The 18,928-nt window shown below is 59.5% G+C and carries 19 protein-coding genes and 1 tRNA gene; 13 read left to right on the forward strand and 7 right to left on the reverse strand.

Annotated elements, in window-relative coordinates; translation table 11 throughout:
* Positions 1 to 29 precede the first annotated feature (29 nt).
* The 5 genes from T3A99_RS17360 (at position 30) to T3A99_RS17380 (ending at position 4,598) form a co-directional block, all read left to right on the forward strand.
* Complete coding sequence (locus T3A99_RS17360; protein ID WP_047229407.1) at positions 30 to 992, forward strand: YbgA family protein; 963 nt, start codon at positions 30 to 32, stop codon at positions 990 to 992.
* Positions 992 to 1,930, forward strand: a complete 939-nt coding sequence (locus tag T3A99_RS17365; protein WP_047229406.1) for a MerR family transcriptional regulator — start codon at positions 992 to 994, stop codon at positions 1,928 to 1,930. The genes T3A99_RS17360 and T3A99_RS17365 overlap by 1 nt, the downstream gene beginning before the upstream one ends.
* Complete coding sequence (phrB, locus tag T3A99_RS17370) at positions 1,931 to 3,364, forward strand: deoxyribodipyrimidine photo-lyase (protein WP_076386296.1); 1,434 nt, start codon at positions 1,931 to 1,933, stop codon at positions 3,362 to 3,364.
* A gap of 126 nt (positions 3,365 to 3,490) precedes the next feature.
* Positions 3,491 to 4,264 carry an SDR family NAD(P)-dependent oxidoreductase gene (locus T3A99_RS17375; RefSeq protein ID WP_173407382.1) on the forward strand — a complete coding sequence of 258 codons (774 nt, stop codon included), beginning with the start codon at positions 3,491 to 3,493 and terminating at the stop codon, positions 4,262 to 4,264.
* A 28-nt stretch (positions 4,265 to 4,292) separates the two neighbouring features.
* Positions 4,293 to 4,598 (forward strand): YkgJ family cysteine cluster protein, encoded by a 306-nt coding sequence (locus T3A99_RS17380; protein ID WP_076386300.1) that lies wholly within the window; start codon positions 4,293 to 4,295, stop codon positions 4,596 to 4,598.
* Between the two features lie 99 nt (positions 4,599 to 4,697).
* On the opposite strand, the gene T3A99_RS17385 is transcribed toward T3A99_RS17380, so the two are convergent.
* The 6 genes from T3A99_RS17385 to hemA form a co-directional block, all read right to left on the reverse strand.
* Entirely contained in the window at positions 4,698 to 5,216 is a 519-nt protein-coding gene (locus T3A99_RS17385) for an acyloxyacyl hydrolase (protein WP_047229402.1), read from the reverse strand.
* A 113-nt stretch (positions 5,217 to 5,329) separates the two neighbouring features.
* Positions 5,330 to 6,121 carry a glutamate racemase gene (gene murI / locus T3A99_RS17390; RefSeq protein WP_274091317.1) on the reverse strand — a complete coding sequence of 264 codons (792 nt, stop codon included), beginning with the start codon at positions 6,119 to 6,121 and terminating at the stop codon, positions 5,330 to 5,332.
* A complete protein-coding gene (locus T3A99_RS17395; protein ID WP_274091316.1) occupies positions 6,114 to 6,872 on the reverse strand; it encodes a molybdopterin-synthase adenylyltransferase MoeB in 759 nt (252 codons plus the stop codon). The genes murI and T3A99_RS17395 overlap by 8 nt, the downstream gene beginning before the upstream one ends.
* Complete coding sequence (gene prmC / locus T3A99_RS17400; protein WP_322834606.1) at positions 6,866 to 7,696, reverse strand: peptide chain release factor N(5)-glutamine methyltransferase; 831 nt, start codon at positions 7,694 to 7,696, stop codon at positions 6,866 to 6,868. Before prmC ends, T3A99_RS17395 begins: the two co-directional genes overlap by 7 nt.
* A 14-nt stretch (positions 7,697 to 7,710) precedes the next feature.
* Positions 7,711 to 8,793 carry a peptide chain release factor 1 gene (gene prfA, locus T3A99_RS17405; RefSeq protein WP_047229398.1) on the reverse strand — a complete coding sequence of 361 codons (1,083 nt, stop codon included), beginning with the start codon at positions 8,791 to 8,793 and terminating at the stop codon, positions 7,711 to 7,713.
* Positions 8,790 to 10,079, reverse strand: coding sequence for a glutamyl-tRNA reductase (hemA, locus tag T3A99_RS17410; RefSeq protein WP_047229397.1), 1,290 nt, complete (start codon positions 10,077 to 10,079; stop codon positions 8,790 to 8,792). Before hemA ends, prfA begins: the two co-directional genes overlap by 4 nt.
* Positions 10,080 to 10,250: 171 nt before the next feature.
* Here hemA and T3A99_RS17415 point away from each other — a divergent pair, with 171 nt between their 5' ends.
* The 8 genes from T3A99_RS17415 (at position 10,251) to ychF (ending at position 17,171) form a co-directional block, all read left to right on the forward strand.
* Positions 10,251 to 11,975 (forward strand): tetratricopeptide repeat protein, encoded by a 1,725-nt coding sequence (locus T3A99_RS17415; RefSeq protein ID WP_160893530.1) that lies wholly within the window; start codon positions 10,251 to 10,253, stop codon positions 11,973 to 11,975.
* Positions 11,976 to 11,979: 4 nt separating this feature from the next.
* A complete protein-coding gene (lolB, locus tag T3A99_RS17420; protein ID WP_047229395.1) occupies positions 11,980 to 12,597 on the forward strand; it encodes a lipoprotein insertase outer membrane protein LolB in 618 nt (205 codons plus the stop codon).
* 1 nt (position 12,598) lies between these two features.
* Positions 12,599 to 13,450 (forward strand): 4-(cytidine 5'-diphospho)-2-C-methyl-D-erythritol kinase, encoded by an 852-nt coding sequence (gene ispE, locus T3A99_RS17425; protein WP_047229394.1) that lies wholly within the window; start codon positions 12,599 to 12,601, stop codon positions 13,448 to 13,450.
* Between the two features lie 36 nt (positions 13,451 to 13,486).
* Positions 13,487 to 13,561: transfer RNA gene (locus tag T3A99_RS17430), tRNA-Gln, on the forward strand.
* A 47-nt stretch (positions 13,562 to 13,608) separates the two neighbouring features.
* Positions 13,609 to 14,550, forward strand: coding sequence for a ribose-phosphate pyrophosphokinase (locus T3A99_RS17435; protein WP_003171603.1), 942 nt, complete (start codon positions 13,609 to 13,611; stop codon positions 14,548 to 14,550).
* A gap of 143 nt (positions 14,551 to 14,693) precedes the next feature.
* Positions 14,694 to 15,296, forward strand: a complete 603-nt coding sequence (locus T3A99_RS17440) for a 50S ribosomal protein L25/general stress protein Ctc (protein ID WP_076386312.1) — start codon at positions 14,694 to 14,696, stop codon at positions 15,294 to 15,296.
* Positions 15,297 to 15,463: 167 nt separating this feature from the next.
* Positions 15,464 to 16,048 (forward strand): aminoacyl-tRNA hydrolase, encoded by a 585-nt coding sequence (gene pth / locus T3A99_RS17445; RefSeq protein WP_003185374.1) that lies wholly within the window; start codon positions 15,464 to 15,466, stop codon positions 16,046 to 16,048.
* 22 nt (positions 16,049 to 16,070) lie between these two features.
* On the forward strand, positions 16,071 to 17,171 hold the full coding sequence (gene ychF, locus T3A99_RS17450; RefSeq protein ID WP_047229391.1) for a redox-regulated ATPase YchF: 1,101 nt from the start codon (positions 16,071 to 16,073) through the stop codon (positions 17,169 to 17,171).
* A 159-nt stretch (positions 17,172 to 17,330) separates the two neighbouring features.
* Here the strand turns inward: ychF and T3A99_RS17455 are convergent, their stop codons facing one another.
* Complete coding sequence (locus tag T3A99_RS17455; protein ID WP_047229390.1) at positions 17,331 to 18,878, reverse strand: TerC family protein; 1,548 nt, start codon at positions 18,876 to 18,878, stop codon at positions 17,331 to 17,333.
* Positions 18,879 to 18,928: the final 50 nt, after the last annotated feature.

Raw genomic sequence — 18,928 nt, forward strand, 5'->3', positions numbered from 1 at the left:
TGTACAAGATTTGAAATCAGAGGTCGCCCATGCCCCATGATGCCGTCGTCAAACCGAAAATCGCTATCAGCGCCTGCCTGATGGGCGCTGAAGTTCGCTTCAACGGCGGACACAAGCAATCGCAGCTATGCAGCCGTACCTTGGTCGACTACTTCGACTTCGTGCCGGTCTGCCCTGAAGTCGCCATTGGCCTGGGCATCCCCCGCGAGCCGATCCGGCTGGTGGGTAATCCCGAACGGCCTGACGCGGTTGGTACGGTCAGGCACGACCTCAATGTAACCCGGCCATTGGCCGCTTACGGAGAGCAGATGGCCGAGGAACTGGATGACATCTGCGGCTACATCTTCATGCAGAAGTCGCCGTCCTGCGGACTGGAGCGGGTCAAGGTCTACGATCACAACAGCGTGCCACAGGACGGCGGCGGACGCGGCATCTATGCCCAGGCGTTTTGCGAGCGCCACCCCGACTTGCCGGTGGAGGAAGACGGTCGCCTGAACGACCCGGTGCTGCGGGAAAATTTCCTGACCCGGGTATTTGCCTACGCGGCCTGGCAACCGCTGCGCCGCAAAGGCCTGACACGCCGTGACCTGATCCACTTTCACTCGCGCTACAAATATCTGTTGATGGCCCATAACCCGGTGCAATACAAAGCCTTGGGCAATCTGTTGGGCAACATGGGCAAGGCCGATCCTGACGAGCTGGGCGCACGCTACTTCAGCGCCTTGATGGCTGCTTTGAAAAAATGCGCCACCCGCCGCACTCATACCAATGTGCTGCAACACCTGAGCGGTTACCTCAAACGCGCCATCAACGCCGAAGACAAGCAGGAAGTGCAACACCTCATCGGGCAATACCGCCTCGGCATCGTCCCCCTGGTAGTTCCGCTGACCTTGCTCAAGCATCACTTGCGCCTGCATCCCGATCCCTATCTGGCGCAGCAGGTCTACCTGCAACCACACCCGGAAAACCTCAGTCTGCGAAATGCCATTTGATGAAAAGCGAACCTGATTCCAGCGCCAGCGAAGACCTGGGGGCCGACTTCGCCAAAGCCCTGGCGCAGGGCTGGCTGCCCATACGCGAAGTCGCCCGCCAAACCGGGGTCAATGCCGTCACCCTGAGAGCCTGGGAGCGCCGTTATGGCCTGATCGTGCCGCACCGCACCCCCAAGGGTCACCGACTGTTCAATGCCGATCATGTGCAACGTATCTTGAGCATCCTCACCTGGATCGATCGGGGGGTGGCGGTGAGTAAGATAAAACCGCTGCTCGACACACCGCAGCCGCCCAGTGAACCGTTGGAAAACGACTGGCAGCGTCAGCGCCACGCCCTGATGCTGGCGGTCACGCAACTGGCCGAGCGTCAGGTCGATGATCTGGTCAACCAGGCTATGGCGCTTTATCCGCCCTGGACGGTGTGCGAGCAGTTGTTGTTGCCTTTGCTGGCCGAACTGCAATTGCGCTGGCAAGGCCAGTTCGGTGCGCAGTTGGAGCGGGTGTTTCTGTACTCCTGGCTGCGCAGCAAATTCGGCAGTCGGATCTACCACAACAATCGTCAGTTGCGCGGTGCGCCATTGCTGCTGGTCAACCATTCGGACCTGCCCCTGGAACCCCAATTGTGGCTTAGCGCCTGGCTGGCCAGCAGCGCCGATTGCCCCGTGGAAGTGTTCGATGGGCCGATACCCGCAGGCGAACTGGCCTTGGCCGTCGAACGCCTCAAAGCCCGTGGAGTGCTGCTGTACTCCAGCAACGCGCTGAACCTGTCCCAACTGCCCAAGCTGATCAGTGGGGTGGATTGCCCGATCATCATCGCCGGCCCGGCCGCATCGATCCATCACGCCCGGTTATCCACAGGCATTTCGACCGACAACCTTACGTGGGCCGAAGATCCGTTATCGGCTTACCGCGAACTGAGTCGCAGAGCACTTATTTGAATGAAAAAGCCCACGCAACTGATCTGGCTGCGCAGCGACCTGCGCCTGCACGACAACACCGCCCTCGCCACCGCAGCAGCCCGGGGACCTTGTGTGGCGGTGTACCTGCCGAGCCCGGAACAATGGCGCGCGCATGACGATGCACCGTGCAAGATCGACTTTTGGCTGCGTAACCTCGCCTCGTTGAGCACTGCCCTGGAGGCGTTGAACATCCCGCTGCTGATCCGCCACGCTGCACGCTGGGATCAGGCACCGCAGATTCTGCTCTCGCTGTGCCACGAACTGGCAATCGACGCCGTCCATGTCAATGAAGAATACGGCTTGAACGAAACCCACCGAGATGCCGAAGTTGCCCGAACGTTGCAGGGCCAGGGCATCGAATTTCACAGCCACCTCGACCAGTTGCTGTTCAAGCCCGGCAGTGTGCTGACCAAGACCGGCACCTATTTCCAGGTGTTCAGCCAGTTCCGCAAGGTCTGTTACAGCCGCCTGCACTTTTCGCTGCCAAGCCTGGTCGCCAAACCGGCCCGGCAGGCACCCACCGGCATTGTCAGCGACCCGGTGCCCACGCAAGTCGAAGGCTTCTCGCCTGCGAGTGAAACGCTGCGCGCCCTCTGGCCAGCGGGTGAAAACGAAGCCCGGCGGCGCCTGGACACCTTCGCTGAGCAACACCTCGATTATTACCAGAGCGAACGGGACTTTCCCGCCAGGCCAGGCACCAGCCAGCTCTCGGCGTACCTGGTGGCGGGTGTGATCTCGCCACGCCAATGCCTGCATGCGGCGCTGCAGGCCAACCAGGGTGAATTCGAGAGCGGAAATGTCGGTGTTGTGACATGGATCAATGAATTGCTCTGGCGTGAGTTCTATAAACACATTCTAGTGGGCTATCCACGGGTGTCTCGCCATCGCGCGTTCCGTCCGGAAACCGAAGCGCTGGCGTGGCGCAACGCCCCCGAAGAGCTGGAGGCTTGGAAACAGGCACGCACTGGCTTGCCGATCATCGACGCGGCCATGCGCCAGTTGCTGGAAACCGGGTGGATGCACAACCGTTTGCGGATGGTGGTGGCGATGTTTCTGACCAAGAACCTGCTGATCGACTGGCGCGAGGGTGAGCGCTTTTTCATGCAACACCTGATCGACGGCGACCTGGCCGCCAACAACGGCGGCTGGCAGTGGAGCGCCTCGACCGGGACGGATGCGGCGCCCTGGTTCCGGATCTTCAACCCCTTGAGTCAATCGGAGAAATTCGACCGTGAAGGATTGTTCATCAAACGCTGGTTACCTGAACTGAACGATCTCGATAAGCAACAGGTCCATAATCCAAACATGCAGGGTCGATTGTTTGGCGTGACGGATTATCCTCCGGCGATTGTCGACCTGGGTCAGTCCCGGGCTCGTGCATTGCAGGCGTTCAGAAACCTGCCAACTCGATAAGTGTAAAACCAAGAAATCGGGCGATCAGCGAACAGAAAAACACGGACCGTAAGATGCAATTTCAACCCTGCGGCCATACAGTCTTATACCAAACTCGTGCACTCTGCTCGGCGAAGGAAGTATGGAATGGGTCTAGAAACTCGTAAGCGATATTGGCTGACCGGCGCGGGCAACGGAATCGGCGTTTCGTTGGCCGAAGCGATACTCAAAACCGGCGCACACCTGGCCGTTAGCTCGCGCTCGTCGCGCTCGAGTGAAGACCTTTCGGCACGTTATCCGGGACAAGTACTGGCGGTGCCCGGCAACTTGACCGACAGCCAGACCGTACGCGAGATCGGCGAACAGATTGCCCGGCAGTGGGGTTCCCTGGACACCGTGATTCTCAATGCAGGAACCGCCGAATACATCGACGGCCAACCCGCCGACCCTTTGATCATCGAACACATTGTGCGCAGCAATCTGATAGCGGCCAGCTTCTGCATTCACACTGCCCTGCCATTGCTGCGTGCAGGAAACCGGTCCCATCTGGTGGGCATCGCCAGCCCGGCGACTTACCTGCCACCGTCATATAGCGAGGCCGACGGCAAAGGCATGCGTTTTCTGTTTGAGTCGGCTCGCGTCGAACTGGTGGCCGAGGGCATCGACGTGACGCTGGTTCATCCGGGCTTCGACAGCCCTTCGCTCAGCCTCGACGACTGTTTTCCGGCCCCAGTCCAGTGGACGGCCGAAACGGCGGCACATCACGTGCTGAAACAACTGGCCGAGCGCCCCCATGAAGTGGCGCTCCCCGTTTCGTCCATGACCGTACTCTGGCCGCTACCTTCATCGACCGAATCGATGCTCACTGACGTCAACTCAGATAAAGCGGGGAATGGGTGCCCGATCAAGGGCCAACCCTGAGGGGCGCGGTTGCCTTACACTGCGCGCCATGAAAACCATCCCTGTCCATCAGATCCCCCAGCCTGCCGTCACTTGTTCGACGTGCGCGGCGTGCTGTTGCCAACTGGAAGTCATGCTGATCACTGACACTGGCGTGCCCGAACGCTTTATCGACACGGACGAATGGGGTGGAGAAGTGATGTTGCGGCTCGACGATGGTTGGTGCGCGGCGCTGGATCGCGACAGCATGAGGTGCACGATCTACGAAAAACGCCCGCTGATCTGCCGCGAGTTCGAGATGGGCGCGCCGGAATGTATTGAAGAACGCAAAGGGATTGCGACTGCGTATCGGTAGCCCGTGGGAGCGAGCCTGCTCGCGATAGCGGTAGACCAGTCAATATGAGGTTGTCTGATACTTCGTTATCGCGAGCAGGCTCGCTCCCACGGGTTTGGGTTACAGCGGCATCGTGTAGTGCAGCGCGTAACTTTCGACACCGTCGTTGGTCGACTTGATGCCGGCGTTGGAGTAATGAGTGGCGCGAATACCCACTTCATGTCCACCGTTGAAGCGCAGGCCGAAACCAATGCGGTCCTCGAACTGAAAAGCCGTACCGAGCTGGTTGTTTTCCACTTGGGTATTTTCAAACAACGCAACACCGATACCCGCCTCGATGTAGGGTTTTACGTTTTGACCGGCAAACTCATACACAAAGACAGGCGAGAACGACAGGCTGTGATTGCTGGAGGCCTCATCCCCTTCCCAATACGTGTAAGCGCCGCTCCAATAGCCGGTCAGGCGACCTACATCACTCTGCAACCAGCTCTTGTCCCAATCGAACTGCATACCCAAGCGGTAAGTCATGGTCGACTCGCCGGTCTGGCCCACCCCAAACTCCACACCTGCCGCTTGTGCGGAGTAAGTGTGCCCCAACAATGCAGCCGCAAGTGCGGCCAAGCAGAATAAACGCTTCATTAGAAACATCCTTTTCCGAACAGACTTAGTTAGTTTTGTTACAAACAGACAAAGCTATAGAAATCCGCGTTAAAACAGAAGTTCAGCCTGATTTAGGTATTTTTCAGGTTTTTTTACAGACTGAAGCTTCGCACAACGCCGGACGAATTCCATAGCGTTGGTAGGATTTTTCTTAAATGTATCGGATCTGCGCTACTCCAGAATCGCGTTTCGCTGGCGGGACCGGCGGCCAGGAGGCCGCGTTCAGCGAGCAGGCGTTGAAGTTGCCGGGCAACGGCGGCCCCCGTGTCGATCAGGCTGATGTGCGCGGGGACCATGTGCTTGAGCAATGGCTTGAGGAAGGGATAGTGCGTGCAACCCAGGATCAGCGTGTCGCAGCCGGCGGCCAGCAAAGGTTCGACATAGCCCTGCAGCAATTGACGCAAAGCCGGGCTCTGGAGATCGCCTGCTTCGATCAGCTCTACCAGCCCGGGGCACGGCTGGGTGATCACCTGCACATCGGTGGCGAACCGATCAAGTAACGCGGCGAATTTGGCGCTTTGTAATGTGCCAGTGGTTGCCAGCACACCGACAATGCCACTTCGAGTGGCGGCCGCCGCCGGTTTGACCGCCGGCTCCATGCCGACAATGGGCCAGTGGGGATAATCGCGACGCAAATCGGCGACCCCGGCAACCGTCGCGGTATTGCAAGCCACCACCAGTGCCTTGGCGCCCTGCTGATGGAGAAAGTTGGCGATGATTGCGCACCGCTGCCGGATGAATTCCGGGGTTTTCTCGCCGTAGGGAATATGCCCACAGTCTGCAACGTAGAGCAGTGACTCATTGGGCAACAGCCGACGAATCTCCCCCAGCACCGACAACCCGCCGACACCCGAATCGAACACACCGACCGGCGCTTCAGTCATGCTGGCTGCCACCACAGACGCTGCACCCCGGATCACGCTTGACCCTCAGCTCACGAAAACGGCTGCCCACGGCGTCTATCAACAGCAGGCGTCCCACCAGTGGTTCGCCGAAACCGGCCAACAGTTTCAAGGCTTCAAGGGCTTGCAGACTGCCCACCAACCCCACCAGCGGCCCGAGCACACCGGCTTCGCTGCAGGTCAATTCGGCTTCGCTGCCGTGGCCATAGAGGCAGTGATAGCAGGGGCTTTCCGGGCGGCGCGGATCAAACACGGATAACTGCCCTTCCAGGCGAATCGCCGCACCGCTGACCAGCGGTTTGCCCGCTGCGACACACGCCGCGTTTACCGCTTCGCGGGTGGAGAAATTGTCGGAACAATCCAACACCACATCCACCGCCGCGACGGCAGCAGACAGGCTGTCTTCGTCCATGGCCTGTGGGTGAGGCACCAGGCTGATTTCGGGGTTGAGCGCCGTCAGGCGACGCATCGCCGAATCGACCTTGCTCAGGCCCACACTGTCGGTGTCGTGGATGATCTGGCGTTGCAGGTTGGTCAGGTCGACCGTGTCAAAATCCGCCAGGTGCAACTCACCGACGCCAGCAGCGGCCAGGTACAACGCCACCGGAGCGCCGAGCCCGCCGAGGCCGACAATCAACACGCGGCTGTGCTTGAGTCGCAGTTGCCCGTCGATGTCGACGTGCTGCAACAGAATCTGCCGGCTATAGCGCAACAGCTCCTGATCGTTCAGCACGGCAGGCGCCCCAGGCTGATGCGCTCATGCCCGCCCAGGTCCTGGCGGCTGTGGACTTCAGTAAACCCTTGGGTTTGCAGCAGATCACGCACCGCGTCGGCCTGATCGTAACCGTGCTCGAGCATCAACCAGCCACCCGTTTCAAGATGATCGGGGGCCTGGGTGATAATTGTGCGCAAATCATCAAGCCCGTCGTGTCCTGCCACCAGGGCACTGGCCGGCTCGAACCGCACGTCGCCCTCGGCCAGGTGAGGATCGGTGGCGGCTATATAGGGTGGGTTGCTGATGATCAGCTCAAAACGCTCACCGTCCAAAGCGCTGAACCAGTGGCTGCTCAGCACCGTGACGTTGCGCAGGTCCAGGCGCTGGCGATTGCGTTCGGCCAGGGCCACCGCCTCCAGCACACGGTCGACCGCGGTGACTGTCCAGGCCGGGCGCTCGCTGGCCAATGCCAGGGCAATCGCGCCGCTGCCGGTGCCCAGATCCAGAACCCTCGCCGGTGTGGCCGGCAGCAAGGCCAGCGCGGTTTCCACCAGCAGTTCGGTGTCGGGGCGCGGAATCAAGGTGTGAGGCGCCACTTCCAGGTCGAGGTTCCAGAAGCCTTGCTGCCCGAGGATATAAGCCACTGGCTCGCCAGAACGACGGCGGCGCAGGTATTCAGAGAACAACAACGCCGCTTCGCTTGGCACGATTCGCTCGGGCCAGGTGTGCAGGAAGCTGCGGGACTTGCCCAGTGCCGCGGCCAGCAGCAATTCGGCATCCAGTCGGGACGTGGGCGAATCCGGCAGCTCGGCGGCGCGTAACAAACTGGCGATGATGGTCATATGTTCACCTGTGCTTACTCGCCAATCGCGGCCAACTGGTCGGCCTGGTATTCGGCCAGCAACGGTTCGATCACTGCATCGACGCCGCCGGCGAGAATTTCGTCGAGCGAATACAACGTCAGGTTGACTCGATGGTCGGTGACCCGCCCCTGGGCAAAGTTGTAGGTACGAATCCGCTCCGAGCGATCTCCAGAGCCCACCAACAGCTTGCGTTCGCTGGCGATGGCGTTGGCCGCAGCACTGGTCTGTTGATCGTTGAGCTTGGCCGACAACCACGACATGGCACGCGCACGGTTCTTGTGCTGGGAACGCTCCTCCTGGCACTCGACCACAATGCCCGAAGGCAGGTGAGTGATACGGATCGCCGAATCGGTCTTGTTGACGTGCTGACCGCCCGCCCCCGAGGAGCGGTAGGTGTCGACCCGCAGGTCCGCCGGGTTGATCTCGATGGCTTCCTGCTCGTCCGGCTCGGGCAAAACCGCCACGGTACAGGCCGAAGTGTGGATACGCCCCTGGGATTCGGTGGCCGGGACACGCTGCACGCGGTGGGCGCCGGATTCGAATTTCAGCTTGCCGTAGACGTTGTCACCTTCGACCCGGGCGATGACCTCTTTATAGCCACCGTGTTCGCCTTCGTTCTCCGAGAGGATCTCCACCCGCCAGCCGCGACGCTCGGCGTAACGCGAATACATGCGGAACAGGTCCCCGGAGAATATCGCCGCTTCGTCGCCGCCGGTGCCGGCACGGATCTCGAGAAACACATTGCGACCGTCATTCGGATCCTTGGGCAACAACATGCGTTGCAGGTTGCTTTCAAGCTCGAGCAACTGCTCCTTGGCTTCACGGACTTCCTCGACCGCCATTTCGCGCATGTCCGGATCGCTGTCCTTGAGCAACGCCTGGGCGCCTTCAAGGTCGCCCTGCACTTTGAGCAACTGTTTATAGGTGGCGACGATCGGCTCGACTTCGGCGTATTCCTTGGAATACGTGCGAAACTTGTTCTGGTCGGAAATGACTTCACCATCGCCCAGCAGGGCGGTCAGTTCCTCGAAACGGTCCTGGAGAATGTCCAGCTTATTGAGCAGTGACGCTTTCATTGCGATTTTTTATCCGAAAAACTATCCGGTGAACCCTCACCGAGGGCAAAGAGTTCCTGGGCCATGGCCAACGCATCGAGGCGGCCTTCGGCGGTCAGCTTCTTGAGCTGGACACTGGGCGCGTGAAGCAATTTATTGGTCAGGCCGCGAGCCAGTTGCACCAGCACCTCTTCGGCGCTGCCACCGTTGGCCAGCAGGCGCTGGGCCTTTTGCAGCTCTTCGTCGCGCAGGCGTTCGCTCTGCTGACGATAAGCCTTGAGCACATCCACCGCCGCCAGCTCGCGCAGGCGAACCATGAAGTCCTCGGCGCCGATGGTGATCATTTCTTCGGCCGCCTGGGCCGCCCCTTGCCGGCTCTTGAGGTTCTCGGCGACCACTTCGTGCAGGTCGTCGACGCTGTACAGATAAACGTCGTCGAGCTCGCCCACTTCCGGCTCGATGTCCCGGGGAACGGCAATGTCCACCATGAAAATCGGCTTGTGCTTGCGCAGTTTCAGGGCGCTTTCCACCGCGCCTTTGCCCAGGATCGGCAACTGGCTGGCGGTGGAGCTGATGACGATGTCACTGTGCACCAGCTCGGCCGGGATGTCCGAGAGCAGCACAGCATGGGCGCCGAACTGCTCGGCCAGGGTACTGGCGCGCTCCAGGGTACGGTTGGCAACCACGATACGCTTGACCCCCAGGTCGTGCAGATGGCGCGCGACCAGGGTGATGGTCTCCCCCGCGCCGATCAGCAGCGCCTGGCTGCGTTGCAGATCGCTGAAAATCTGTTTCGCCAGGCTGACCGCGGCAAATGCCACGGACACCGGGTTTTCGCCGATGGCCGTGTCGGTGCGCACCTGTTTGGCGGCATTGAACGTGGCCTGGAACAAGCGCCCCAGCAGAGGCCCGACCGTGCCGGCCTCACGGGCCACGGCATAAGCCGACTTCATCTGGCCGAGAATCTGCGGTTCGCCCAGCACCAGCGAATCGAGCCCGGAGGCAACGCGCATCATGTGACGAACGGCCGCATCGTCTTCATGCACATAGGCACTGGCGCGCAGCTCTTCAAGACTCAGATCGTGATATTCGGCCAGCCAGCGCAGCACGGTATCGGCCGAAATGTGATCCTGCTCTATATAAAGCTCGCTGCGATTGCAGGTGGAGAGGATGGCAGCCTCGCGGCTCTCGGTGAGTCGGCAAAGCTGCTGCAGGGCCTCAACCAGTTGCTCAGGCGTAAAGGCCACGCGCTCGCGGACGTCTACGGAAGCAGTCTTGTGGTTAATACCAAGTGCAAGGAAGGCCATTCAAGGTCGCTGATAGTGACGTGAAGCCGGCAATTGTCCTACTTCGCCAGATTCAGAACAACCACTCGATATCTATCGCCCTGCCCCGTGCCGTAAATCGACGGGCCGGTTATGTTTGACCGAAGGCTGTGTCATGATGATCCGACCGCAGGTTAGTCGTCCTTTTCCTATATGAATAGATCTTCCGCGTTGCTCCTCGCTTTTGCCTTGCTCGGCGGCTGTCAGTCCATGGCCCCCGTGTCGACAGACGGTACGCCGCCGGTCGAAGACAGCACCCAGGCCCCTGAAAAGCCCAAGGTCTATAGCTCATTCAGCGAAGAAACCATTTTCAGCCTGTTGAGCGCCGAACTGGCAGGCCAGCGCAATCGCTTCGACATTGCGCTGGACAACTACGTCACCCAGGCCATCAACACGCAGGACCCGGGCATCTCCGAGCGGGCGTTTCGCATTGCCGAATACCTGGGTGCCGACCAGCCCGCGCTGGATACCGCACTGATCTGGGCCAAAAACGCCCCGCAAGACCTCGAAGCGCAACGCGCCGCCGCCGTGCAACTGGCCCGGGCCGGACGCTACGACGACTCCATGGTGTATATGGAGAAAGTCCTGCTGGGCAAGGGCGACACCCATTTCGACTTCCTTGCGCTATCAGCGGCCGATACCGACCAGGAAACCCGCGACGGCCTGACTAAAAGCTTCGACCGACTGCTGCAGCGCCATCCCGATAACGGTCAGCTGATTTTCGGCAAGGCCCTGCTGCTGCAACAGGATGGTGACATCCAGGGCGCCCTTTCCCTGCTGGAAGACAACCCGCCGCAAGCGGGCGAAGTGGCGCCGATTCTGCTGCGCGCTCGCTTGCTGCAAGGCGCGAACCGCGGCGACGAAGCCCTGCCGTTGCTGGAAAAAGGCATCAGGCAATACCCGGACGACAAGCGCCTGCGTCTCACCTACGCGCGCATGCTGGTGGAAAACGACCGCATGGACGACGCCAAGGTGGAGTTTTCCAGCCTGGTCCAGCAGTACCCTGAAGACGATGAATTGCGCTATTCCCTGGCGTTGGTCTGCCTGGAAGCCAAAGCGTGGGAAGAAGCCAAGGGTCACCTGGAAGACCTGATTGCGCGGGGAACGCATGTCGACTCCGCCCACTTGAACCTGGGCCGCATCGCGGAAGAACGCAACGACCCCGAGAGTGCACTGCTCGAGTACGCCCAGGTCGGCCCAGGCAACGATTATCTGCCGGCCCAGTTGCGCCAGGCCGATATCCTGATGAGCAACGGCAAAACGGCCGAGGCCCAGAGTCGCCTCGCCGTGCAGCGGGACACCCAGCCGGACTACGGCATCCAGTTGTATCTGATCGAGGCTGAAACCCTGTCGGCCAATAATCAGGGCGACAAAGCCTGGACTGTGCTCGATCGGGCGTTGAAGCAGTACCCGGACGACCTGAACCTGTTGTATACCCGCGCCATGCTGGCGGAGAAACGCAATGACCTGGCGCAGATGGAGAAAGACCTGCGCCTGATCATCCAGCGCGACCCCGACAATGCAATGGCCCTCAATGCCCTGGGCTACACCTTGTCCGATCGCACCACCCGATACGCCGAAGCCAAGGTGCTGATCGAACAGGCCCACCAGCTCAACCCGGAAGACCCGGCGGTGCTCGACAGTCTTGGCTGGGTGCATTTCCGCCTGGGTAACCTCGACGAGGCCGAACGCCTGCTGCGCCAGGCCCTGGAGCGCTTTCCCGACCAGGAAGTCGCCGCGCACCTGGGCGAAGTCCTGTGGGCCAACGGCAAACAGCGCGAAGCCCGGCAGATCTGGAGCAAGTTCCTCAAGGAACAGCCCGACAGCCCCATCCTGCGCAGCACCATCAAACGCCTGACCGGATCAGAGACCCTTTAAAATTATGCTTTTGCGCCACTTCATCGTTTTCAGCTTTATCGCCCTGCTCGCCGGTTGCGCCGGCTTCGGCGCCCGAGAATCCGTCCAGGGCCACGGCAACACGGCCCAATGGCGAGAGCACAAGGAACAACTGAGCGGTCTCGACGGCTGGCAGATCGACGGCAAGATCGGCATACGCGCACCGAAAGACTCAGGCAGCGGCACGCTGTTCTGGCTGCAACGCCAGGACTACTACGACATTCGCCTGTCCGGCCCGCTGGGTCGTGGCGCGGCGCGCCTGACCGGCCGACCAGGCCAGGTTTCGTTGGAAGTGGCCAATCAGGGTCGCTACGAATCACCCTCGCCGGAAGCCTTGCTGGAAGAACAACTGGGCTGGAAGCTGCCCGTATCCCACCTGACCTGGTGGGTTCGCGGCCTGCCGGCACCGGACAGCAAAAGCCGCCTGACCCTCGATGCCGACAGTCGCCTGTCCAACCTGGAGCAGGACGACTGGCAGATCGAATACTTAAGCTACGCCGAGCAAAACGGTTACTGGTTGCCCGAGCGCATCAAACTGCACGGCAGCAACCTGGACGTCACGCTGGTGATCAAGCAATGGCAGCCGCGCAAGCTGGGGCAATGACATGACCGCTGCGCGCCTGACACTGCCCTCCCCGGCCAAGCTCAACCTGATGTTGCACATCCTGGGCCGTCGCCCGGACGGCTATCACGAGTTGCAGACGATTTTTCAGTTTCTCGACTACGGCGATGAAATCACCTTTGCCGTGCGTGACGACGGCGTGATTCACCTGCACACCGAATTCGAAGGCGTTCCTCACGACAGCAACCTGATCGTCAAAGCCGCGAAAAAACTTCAGGAGCAATCCGGGTGTTCGCTGGGCATTGATATCTGGATCGAAAAAATCCTGCCCATGGGCGGCGGCATCGGCGGCGGCAGCTCAAACGCGGCAACGACTTTGCTGGGGCTCAACCACCTGTGGCAGCTGGGTTGGGACGCTGATCGCCTGGCCGCATTGGGCCTGACGCTGGGCGCCGACGTGCCGGTTTTCGTACGGGGCCACGCGGCTTTTGCCGAGGGCGTCGGGGAAAAACTCACACCGGTAGAGCCCGAGGAACCTTGGTACTTGGTGCTGGTGCCGCAAGTATCTGTAAGTACAGCAGAAATTTTTTCAGATCCACTGTTGACACGTAACTCTCCTCCCATTAAAGTGCGCCCCGTTCCCAAGGGAAACAGTCGAAATGACTGCTTACCGGTGGTAGCAAGGCGTTATCCAGATGTTCGTAACGCTTTGAATTTGTTAGGTAAATTTACCGAAGCAAAACTCACCGGAACTGGAAGTTGTGTGTTTGGGGGCTTCCCAAGCAAAGCTGAAGCTGATAAAGTCTCGGCCCTTCTGACAGAGACCCTTACAGGGTTTGTAGCAAAAGGAAGCAACGTTTCGATGTTGCATCGCAAGCTGCAAAGTCTGCTCTAACGGAATCGAGTGCTGGGCACTCGAAGCAACAGATACAGGGGCGTCGCCAAGCGGTAAGGCAGCAGGTTTTGATCCTGCCATGCGTTGGTTCGAATCCAGCCGCCCCTGCCATTTTCCTATACTCATCCAGGTATACCCTCAGCCTTCAGGTACTGCGCGTGTCCAAGATGATGGTCTTTACGGGGAACGCTAACCCCGATCTGGCTCGGCGTGTTGTACGTCAGCTGCATATCCCTCTCGGTGACATTTCTGTCGGTAAGTTCTCCGACGGCGAAATCACTGCCGAGATCAATGAAAACGTTCGCGGTAAAGACGTCTTCATTATTCAGCCGACTTGCGCTCCGACCAACGATAACCTGATGGAACTCGTCGTGATGGCTGATGCCTTCCGCCGCTCCTCGGCTACTCGTATTACTGCTGTTATTCCTTACTTTGGTTATGCCCGTCAGGATCGCCGTCCGCGTTCCGCACGTGTGGCAATCAGCGCGAAAGTCGTGGCTGACATGCTTACCGTAGTCGGCATCGATCGTGTGCTCACGGTCGATCTGCATGCTGACCAGATTCAGGGCTTCTTCGATATTCCCGTGGATAACATCTACGGCTCCCCGGTTCTGGTGGATGACATTGAAGATCAGCGCTTCGAAAACCTGATGATCGTGTCCCCGGACATTGGCGGCGTCGTGCGTGCACGGGCCGTTGCCAAATCCCTGGGAGTTGATCTGGGTATCATCGACAAACGCCGTGAGAAAGCCAATCACTCCGAAGTGATGCATATCATCGGCGACGTCGAAGGGCGTACCTGTATTCTGGTCGACGACATGGTCGATACCGCCGGCACCCTGTGCCACGCGGCCAAGGCCCTGAAAGAGCATGGCGCTGCCAAGGTCTTTGCCTACTGCACACACCCTGTGCTGTCGGGCCGAGCGATCGAAAACATTGAAAATTCCGTGCTGGACGAGCTGGTGGTCACTAACACCATCCCGCTGTCCGCTGCAGCACAAGCCTGTGCGCGTATCCGCCAACTGGATATCGCACCGGTTGTTGCCGAGGCGGTTCGCCGCATCAGCAATGAAGAATCGATCAGTGCGATGTTCCGTTAAGGGCCCTGCCCTTTCCATTACATCTCGTTGACGAAAAGCGCCCCGCCCCGACATTACCTGCCGGGGCGGGGCTTTTTTGCCCATATCGCCTTTAGCGCTGGTCGCAAGCGCTGGGGTGAATGTGGTTACTTTGGAGATACAACATGAACGAATTTACCCTGAATGCTGAAGTGCGTTCCGACCTGGGGAAAGGTGCGAGCCGCCGCCTGCGTCGTCTCGCAAGCCTGGTTCCAGCTGTAGTCTACGGTGGCGACAAAGCCCCTGAGTCCATCAGCATGCTGGCCAAAGAAGTTGCCAAACTGCTCGAAAACGAAGCGGCCTACAGCCACATCATCGAGCTGAACGTTGGCGGCACCAAGCAAAACGTCGTGATCAAAGCCCTGCAGCGTCACCCGGCCAAAGGCCACGTGATGCACGCTGACTTCGTACGCGTTGTTGCCGGTCAGAAGCTGACTGCTGTTGTTCCAGTGCACTTCATCAACGAAGCTGCTCCGGTCAAGAAAGGCGGCGAAATCTCGCACGTAACTTCCGAGCTGGAAGTTTCCTGCCTGCCGAAAGACCTGCCTGAATTCATCGAAGTCGACCTGGCTGACGCCGAAATCGGCACGATCATTCACCTGTCCGACCTCAAGGCCCCTAAAGGCGTTGAGTTTGTTGCCCTGGCGCACGGCGATGACAAGGCTGTTGCCAACGTCCACGCTCCACGTGTTGCTCCAGAAGCGACTGAAGAAGAAGCTGCAGAGTAATTTCACTCTGTCGCCGGAGTGACCGGAAACATCGCGGACTGGAACGTAGCGAGACAGCGGGCGAGAACGCGAAGTTTACTTAACGGTAGATCCGCCATTTTCGTCTCACTGTCGCAACACCGTTTGAGCGCGACGTTGTTATCCACACTCCAGGAAGGGCCCCTATCGTGACTGCCATTAAACTGATCGTTGGCCTGGGAAATCCAGGCGCTGAATACGAACAGACCCGGCATAACGCAGGGGCCCTTTTTGTTGAGCGCATCGCGCACGCACAAGGCGTCAGCCTGGCGGCCGATCGCAAATATTTCGGCCTGACCGGGCGTTTCTCACACCAGGGTCAGGATGTTCGTCTGTTGATTCCCACCACCTACATGAACCGCAGCGGCCAGGCCGTGGCGGCATTGGCCGGTTTCTTTCGCATCAAACCTGAAGAAATCCTGGTGGCCCACGACGAACTCGACCTGCCTCCGGGCGTCGCCAAGCTCAAGCAGGGCGGCGGCCATGGCGGTCACAACGGGTTGCGCGACATCATCGCGCAACTGGGTAATCAGAACACCTTTCACCGCCTGCGGCTCGGCATCGGCCACCCGGGCGTTGCCAGCATGGTTTCAAATTTTGTCCTGGGTCGTGCGCCTCGCGCCGAACAGGAAAAACTCGATGCCAGCATCGACTTTGCCCTCGGCGTGCTGCCGGATATCCTCGCCGGTGAATGGAACCGCGCGATGAAAAACCTGCACAGCCAGAAGGCCTGACTCTACTCCGAGGGGAAACACCATGGGATTCAATTGCGGCATCGTCGGCCTGCCTAACGTCGGCAAGTCCACCCTGTTCAACGCCCTGACCAAGTCCGGTATCGCGGCCGAAAACTTCCCCTTCTGCACCATCGAGCCTAACAGCGGCATCGTGCCGATGCCCGATCCACGCCTGGAAGCGCTGGCGGCCATCGTCAATCCCAAGCGCATCCTGCCGACCACCATGGAATTCGTCGACATCGCCGGTCTCGTCGCCGGTGCCTCGAAAGGTGAAGGCCTGGGTAACAAGTTCCTGGCCAACATCCGTGAAACCGATGCAATCGCCCACGTGGTGCGCTGCTTTGAAGATGAGAACGTCATTCACGTCTCCAACAGCGTCGACCCCAAGCGTGACATCGAGATCATCGACCTTGAGCTGATCTTCGCCGACCTCGACAGCTGCGAGAAGCAACTGCAGAAAGTCGCTCGCAACGCCAAGGGTGGCGACAAGGACGCAGTGGTCCAGAAGGGCCTGCTGGAGCAGTTGATCGCCCACTTCACCGAAGGCAAGCCCGCGCGCAGCCTGATGAAGAACATGAGCACCGATGAGAAGCTGGTGATCAAGGGCTTCCACCTGCTGACGACCAAGCCGGTCATGTACATCGCCAACGTCGCTGAAGACGGTTTCGAGAACAACCCGCACCTGGACGTGGTCCGGGCCATTGCCGAAGAAGAAGGCGCCATGGTCGTTCCGGTCTGCAACAAGATCGAAGCGGAAATCGCCGAACTGGACGATGGTGAAGAGAAAGACATGTTCCTCGAGGCCCTGGGCCTGGAAGAGCCCGGCCTGAACCGCGTGATCCGCGCCGGTTACGAAATGCTCCACCTGCAGACTTACTTCACTGCCGGTGTCGAAGAGGTCCGCGCCTGGACCGTACGCGTCGGCGCCACTGCCCCGCAAGCCGCTGGCGTGATCCACACCGACTTCGAAAAAGGCTTCATCCGCGCCGAAGTCATCGCCTACGCAGACTTCATCCAGTACAAAGGTGAAGCCGGCGCCAAGGAAGCTGGTAAATGGCGCCTGGAAGGCAAGGAATACATCGTCAAGGATGGCGACGTGATGCACTTCCGCTTCAACGTTTAAGAGAGCCCGTGGAATCACACGGACTTCCCTGGACGAAAAAATCCCCGTAATCATGACTGATACGGGGATTTTTTTCGTCTCGGGATTTTCACCGGTGACAGAGACTCGCCATACGCTTCAAACAAACGAGGCCGCGGATGCGGCCCCAATTCTTCCACGTTAGCTTTTACGCAACAGCACCCTCGTCACCCGACGCTCTTCAACCTCGACAACGGTCATGCTCCACTCTTGCCAATCGAGTTTGTCTCCGATGATGGGCAAGCGGTCCAGCAAGCTCATGACCAACCCGGCGAGCGTCTGATAGTCATCCGTCGCTTTTGCCTGGAAGCCGATGTGTTCGCGAACCTGGCTGAGATTCAGCGCACCGCTGACCAGAAATCCGTCATCCTGGGCCACGATGTTCGGACCTTCTATTTCACTGGCATCGGGCAGTTCACCGGCGATGGATTCGAGAATATCGGTCATGGTGAGAAGACCAATGAAATCACCGAACTCGTTCACCACGAAGGCGATGTGGGTCGACTCTTTGCGCATCTGTTCCAGCGCGTTGAGAATCGTGAAGTTGTCCAGCAGGTTGATGGCCTTGCGAGCCATGGCTTCCAGATTCGGCTCGTTGCCCGCCAACAGCTCCTTGAGCAACTCCTTCTTGTGGATGAACCCCAGAGGCTCATCCACACGGCCTTCGCGGATCAACGGCAACCTGGAATACGACGAGTGCATCAGCCTGGTGCGGATCTCGTCTGGGGAATCGGCCAGGTCGAGGTGGTCGATTTCCGCACGATGAGTCATGACACTGCGTATTGGGCGCTCCGCCAACTGCAGCACGCCACTGATCATGACCCGCTCACGTCGGTGGAAGACCTGTTCGGCTTCGTCGCCTGACAGCATGTCAGCGATCTCTTCACCGACTTCATCAGCACCCAACTTGTGTCCACCCAGCAAACGCATGACCGCATGGGCAGTGCGTTCGCGCATAGGGCGATGCCCTTGCATGCTCTTCTTGCGACGAGAGCGAGCCAACTGGTTGAACAATTCGATCAGGATCGAAAAACCGATCGCGGCATAGAGGTAGCCTTTCGGAATGTGGAAGCCCAGGCCCTCAGCCGTGAGGCTGAAGCCGATCATCATCAGAAAGCCCAGACAGAGCATGATGACGGTTGGGTGGCTGTTGACGAACTGGGTCAGGGGCTTACTTGCGATGATCATCAGGCCGATGGAGAAAATCACCGCGATCATCATGACCGACAGGTGTTCCACCATGCCCACGGCCGTGATCACGGCGTCCAGGGAGAAGACCGCGTCCAGCACCACAATCTGCGCAACGATAGGCCAGAACATCGCATAGGCGGCGTTACCTGTACGCTCGGTGACATGCCCCTCAAGTCGTTCATGCAACTCCATGGTGGCCTTGAACAACAGGAATACACCACCGAACAGCATGATCAGGTCCCGGCCCGAGAACGTCTTGTCGAAGACCTCGAACAACGGCTCGGTCAGGGTCACCATCCAGGAGATGCTGGCCAGCAGGCCAAGGCGCATCAACAATGCCAGCGACAGGCCAATAATACGGGCACGATCGCGCTGCTCCGGCGGCAGCTTGTCAGCCAGGATGGCAATAAACACAAGGTTATCAATGCCGAGCACCAGCTCCAGCACGATCAGGGTCAGCAGGCCAAGCCATGCCGTCGGATCAGCAATCCATTCCATAAGGGTTATTCAACCTCTCGTAGAGTCGGGGCGAAAGGTGCCAGGGAAAG

This window comes from Pseudomonas sp. N-137 (assembly GCF_034555295.1).
GTDB lineage: Bacteria > Pseudomonadota > Gammaproteobacteria > Pseudomonadales > Pseudomonadaceae > Aquipseudomonas > Aquipseudomonas rhizophila.

Excerpts from the sequence above, each read along its gene's own strand:
- T3A99_RS17360 (WP_047229407.1), top strand. The coding sequence starts at position 30 with ATGCCCCATGATGCCGTCGTCAAACCGAAAATCGCTATCAGCGCCTGC.
- T3A99_RS17365 (WP_047229406.1), top strand. The coding sequence starts at position 992 with ATGAAAAGCGAACCTGATTCCAGCGCCAGCGAAGACCTGGGGGCCGAC.
- phrB (WP_076386296.1), top strand. The coding sequence starts at position 1,931 with ATGAAAAAGCCCACGCAACTGATCTGGCTGCGCAGCGACCTGCGCCTG.
- T3A99_RS17375 (WP_173407382.1), top strand. The coding sequence starts at position 3,491 with ATGGGTCTAGAAACTCGTAAGCGATATTGGCTGACCGGCGCGGGCAAC.
- T3A99_RS17380 (WP_076386300.1), top strand. The coding sequence starts at position 4,293 with ATGAAAACCATCCCTGTCCATCAGATCCCCCAGCCTGCCGTCACTTGT.
- T3A99_RS17385 (WP_047229402.1), bottom strand. The coding sequence starts at position 5,216 with ATGAAGCGTTTATTCTGCTTGGCCGCACTTGCGGCTGCATTGTTGGGG.
- murI (WP_274091317.1), bottom strand. The coding sequence starts at position 6,121 with ATGACTGAAGCGCCGGTCGGTGTGTTCGATTCGGGTGTCGGCGGGTTG.
- prmC (WP_322834606.1), bottom strand. The coding sequence starts at position 7,696 with ATGACCATCATCGCCAGTTTGTTACGCGCCGCCGAGCTGCCGGATTCG.
- prfA (WP_047229398.1), bottom strand. The coding sequence starts at position 8,793 with ATGAAAGCGTCACTGCTCAATAAGCTGGACATTCTCCAGGACCGTTTC.
- hemA (WP_047229397.1), bottom strand. The coding sequence starts at position 10,079 with ATGGCCTTCCTTGCACTTGGTATTAACCACAAGACTGCTTCCGTAGAC.
- T3A99_RS17415 (WP_160893530.1), top strand. The coding sequence starts at position 10,251 with ATGAATAGATCTTCCGCGTTGCTCCTCGCTTTTGCCTTGCTCGGCGGC.
- lolB (WP_047229395.1), top strand. The coding sequence starts at position 11,980 with ATGCTTTTGCGCCACTTCATCGTTTTCAGCTTTATCGCCCTGCTCGCC.
- ispE (WP_047229394.1), top strand. The coding sequence starts at position 12,599 with ATGACCGCTGCGCGCCTGACACTGCCCTCCCCGGCCAAGCTCAACCTG.
- T3A99_RS17440 (WP_076386312.1), top strand. The coding sequence starts at position 14,694 with ATGAACGAATTTACCCTGAATGCTGAAGTGCGTTCCGACCTGGGGAAA.
- ychF (WP_047229391.1), top strand. The coding sequence starts at position 16,071 with ATGGGATTCAATTGCGGCATCGTCGGCCTGCCTAACGTCGGCAAGTCC.
- T3A99_RS17455 (WP_047229390.1), bottom strand. The coding sequence starts at position 18,878 with ATGGAATGGATTGCTGATCCGACGGCATGGCTTGGCCTGCTGACCCTG.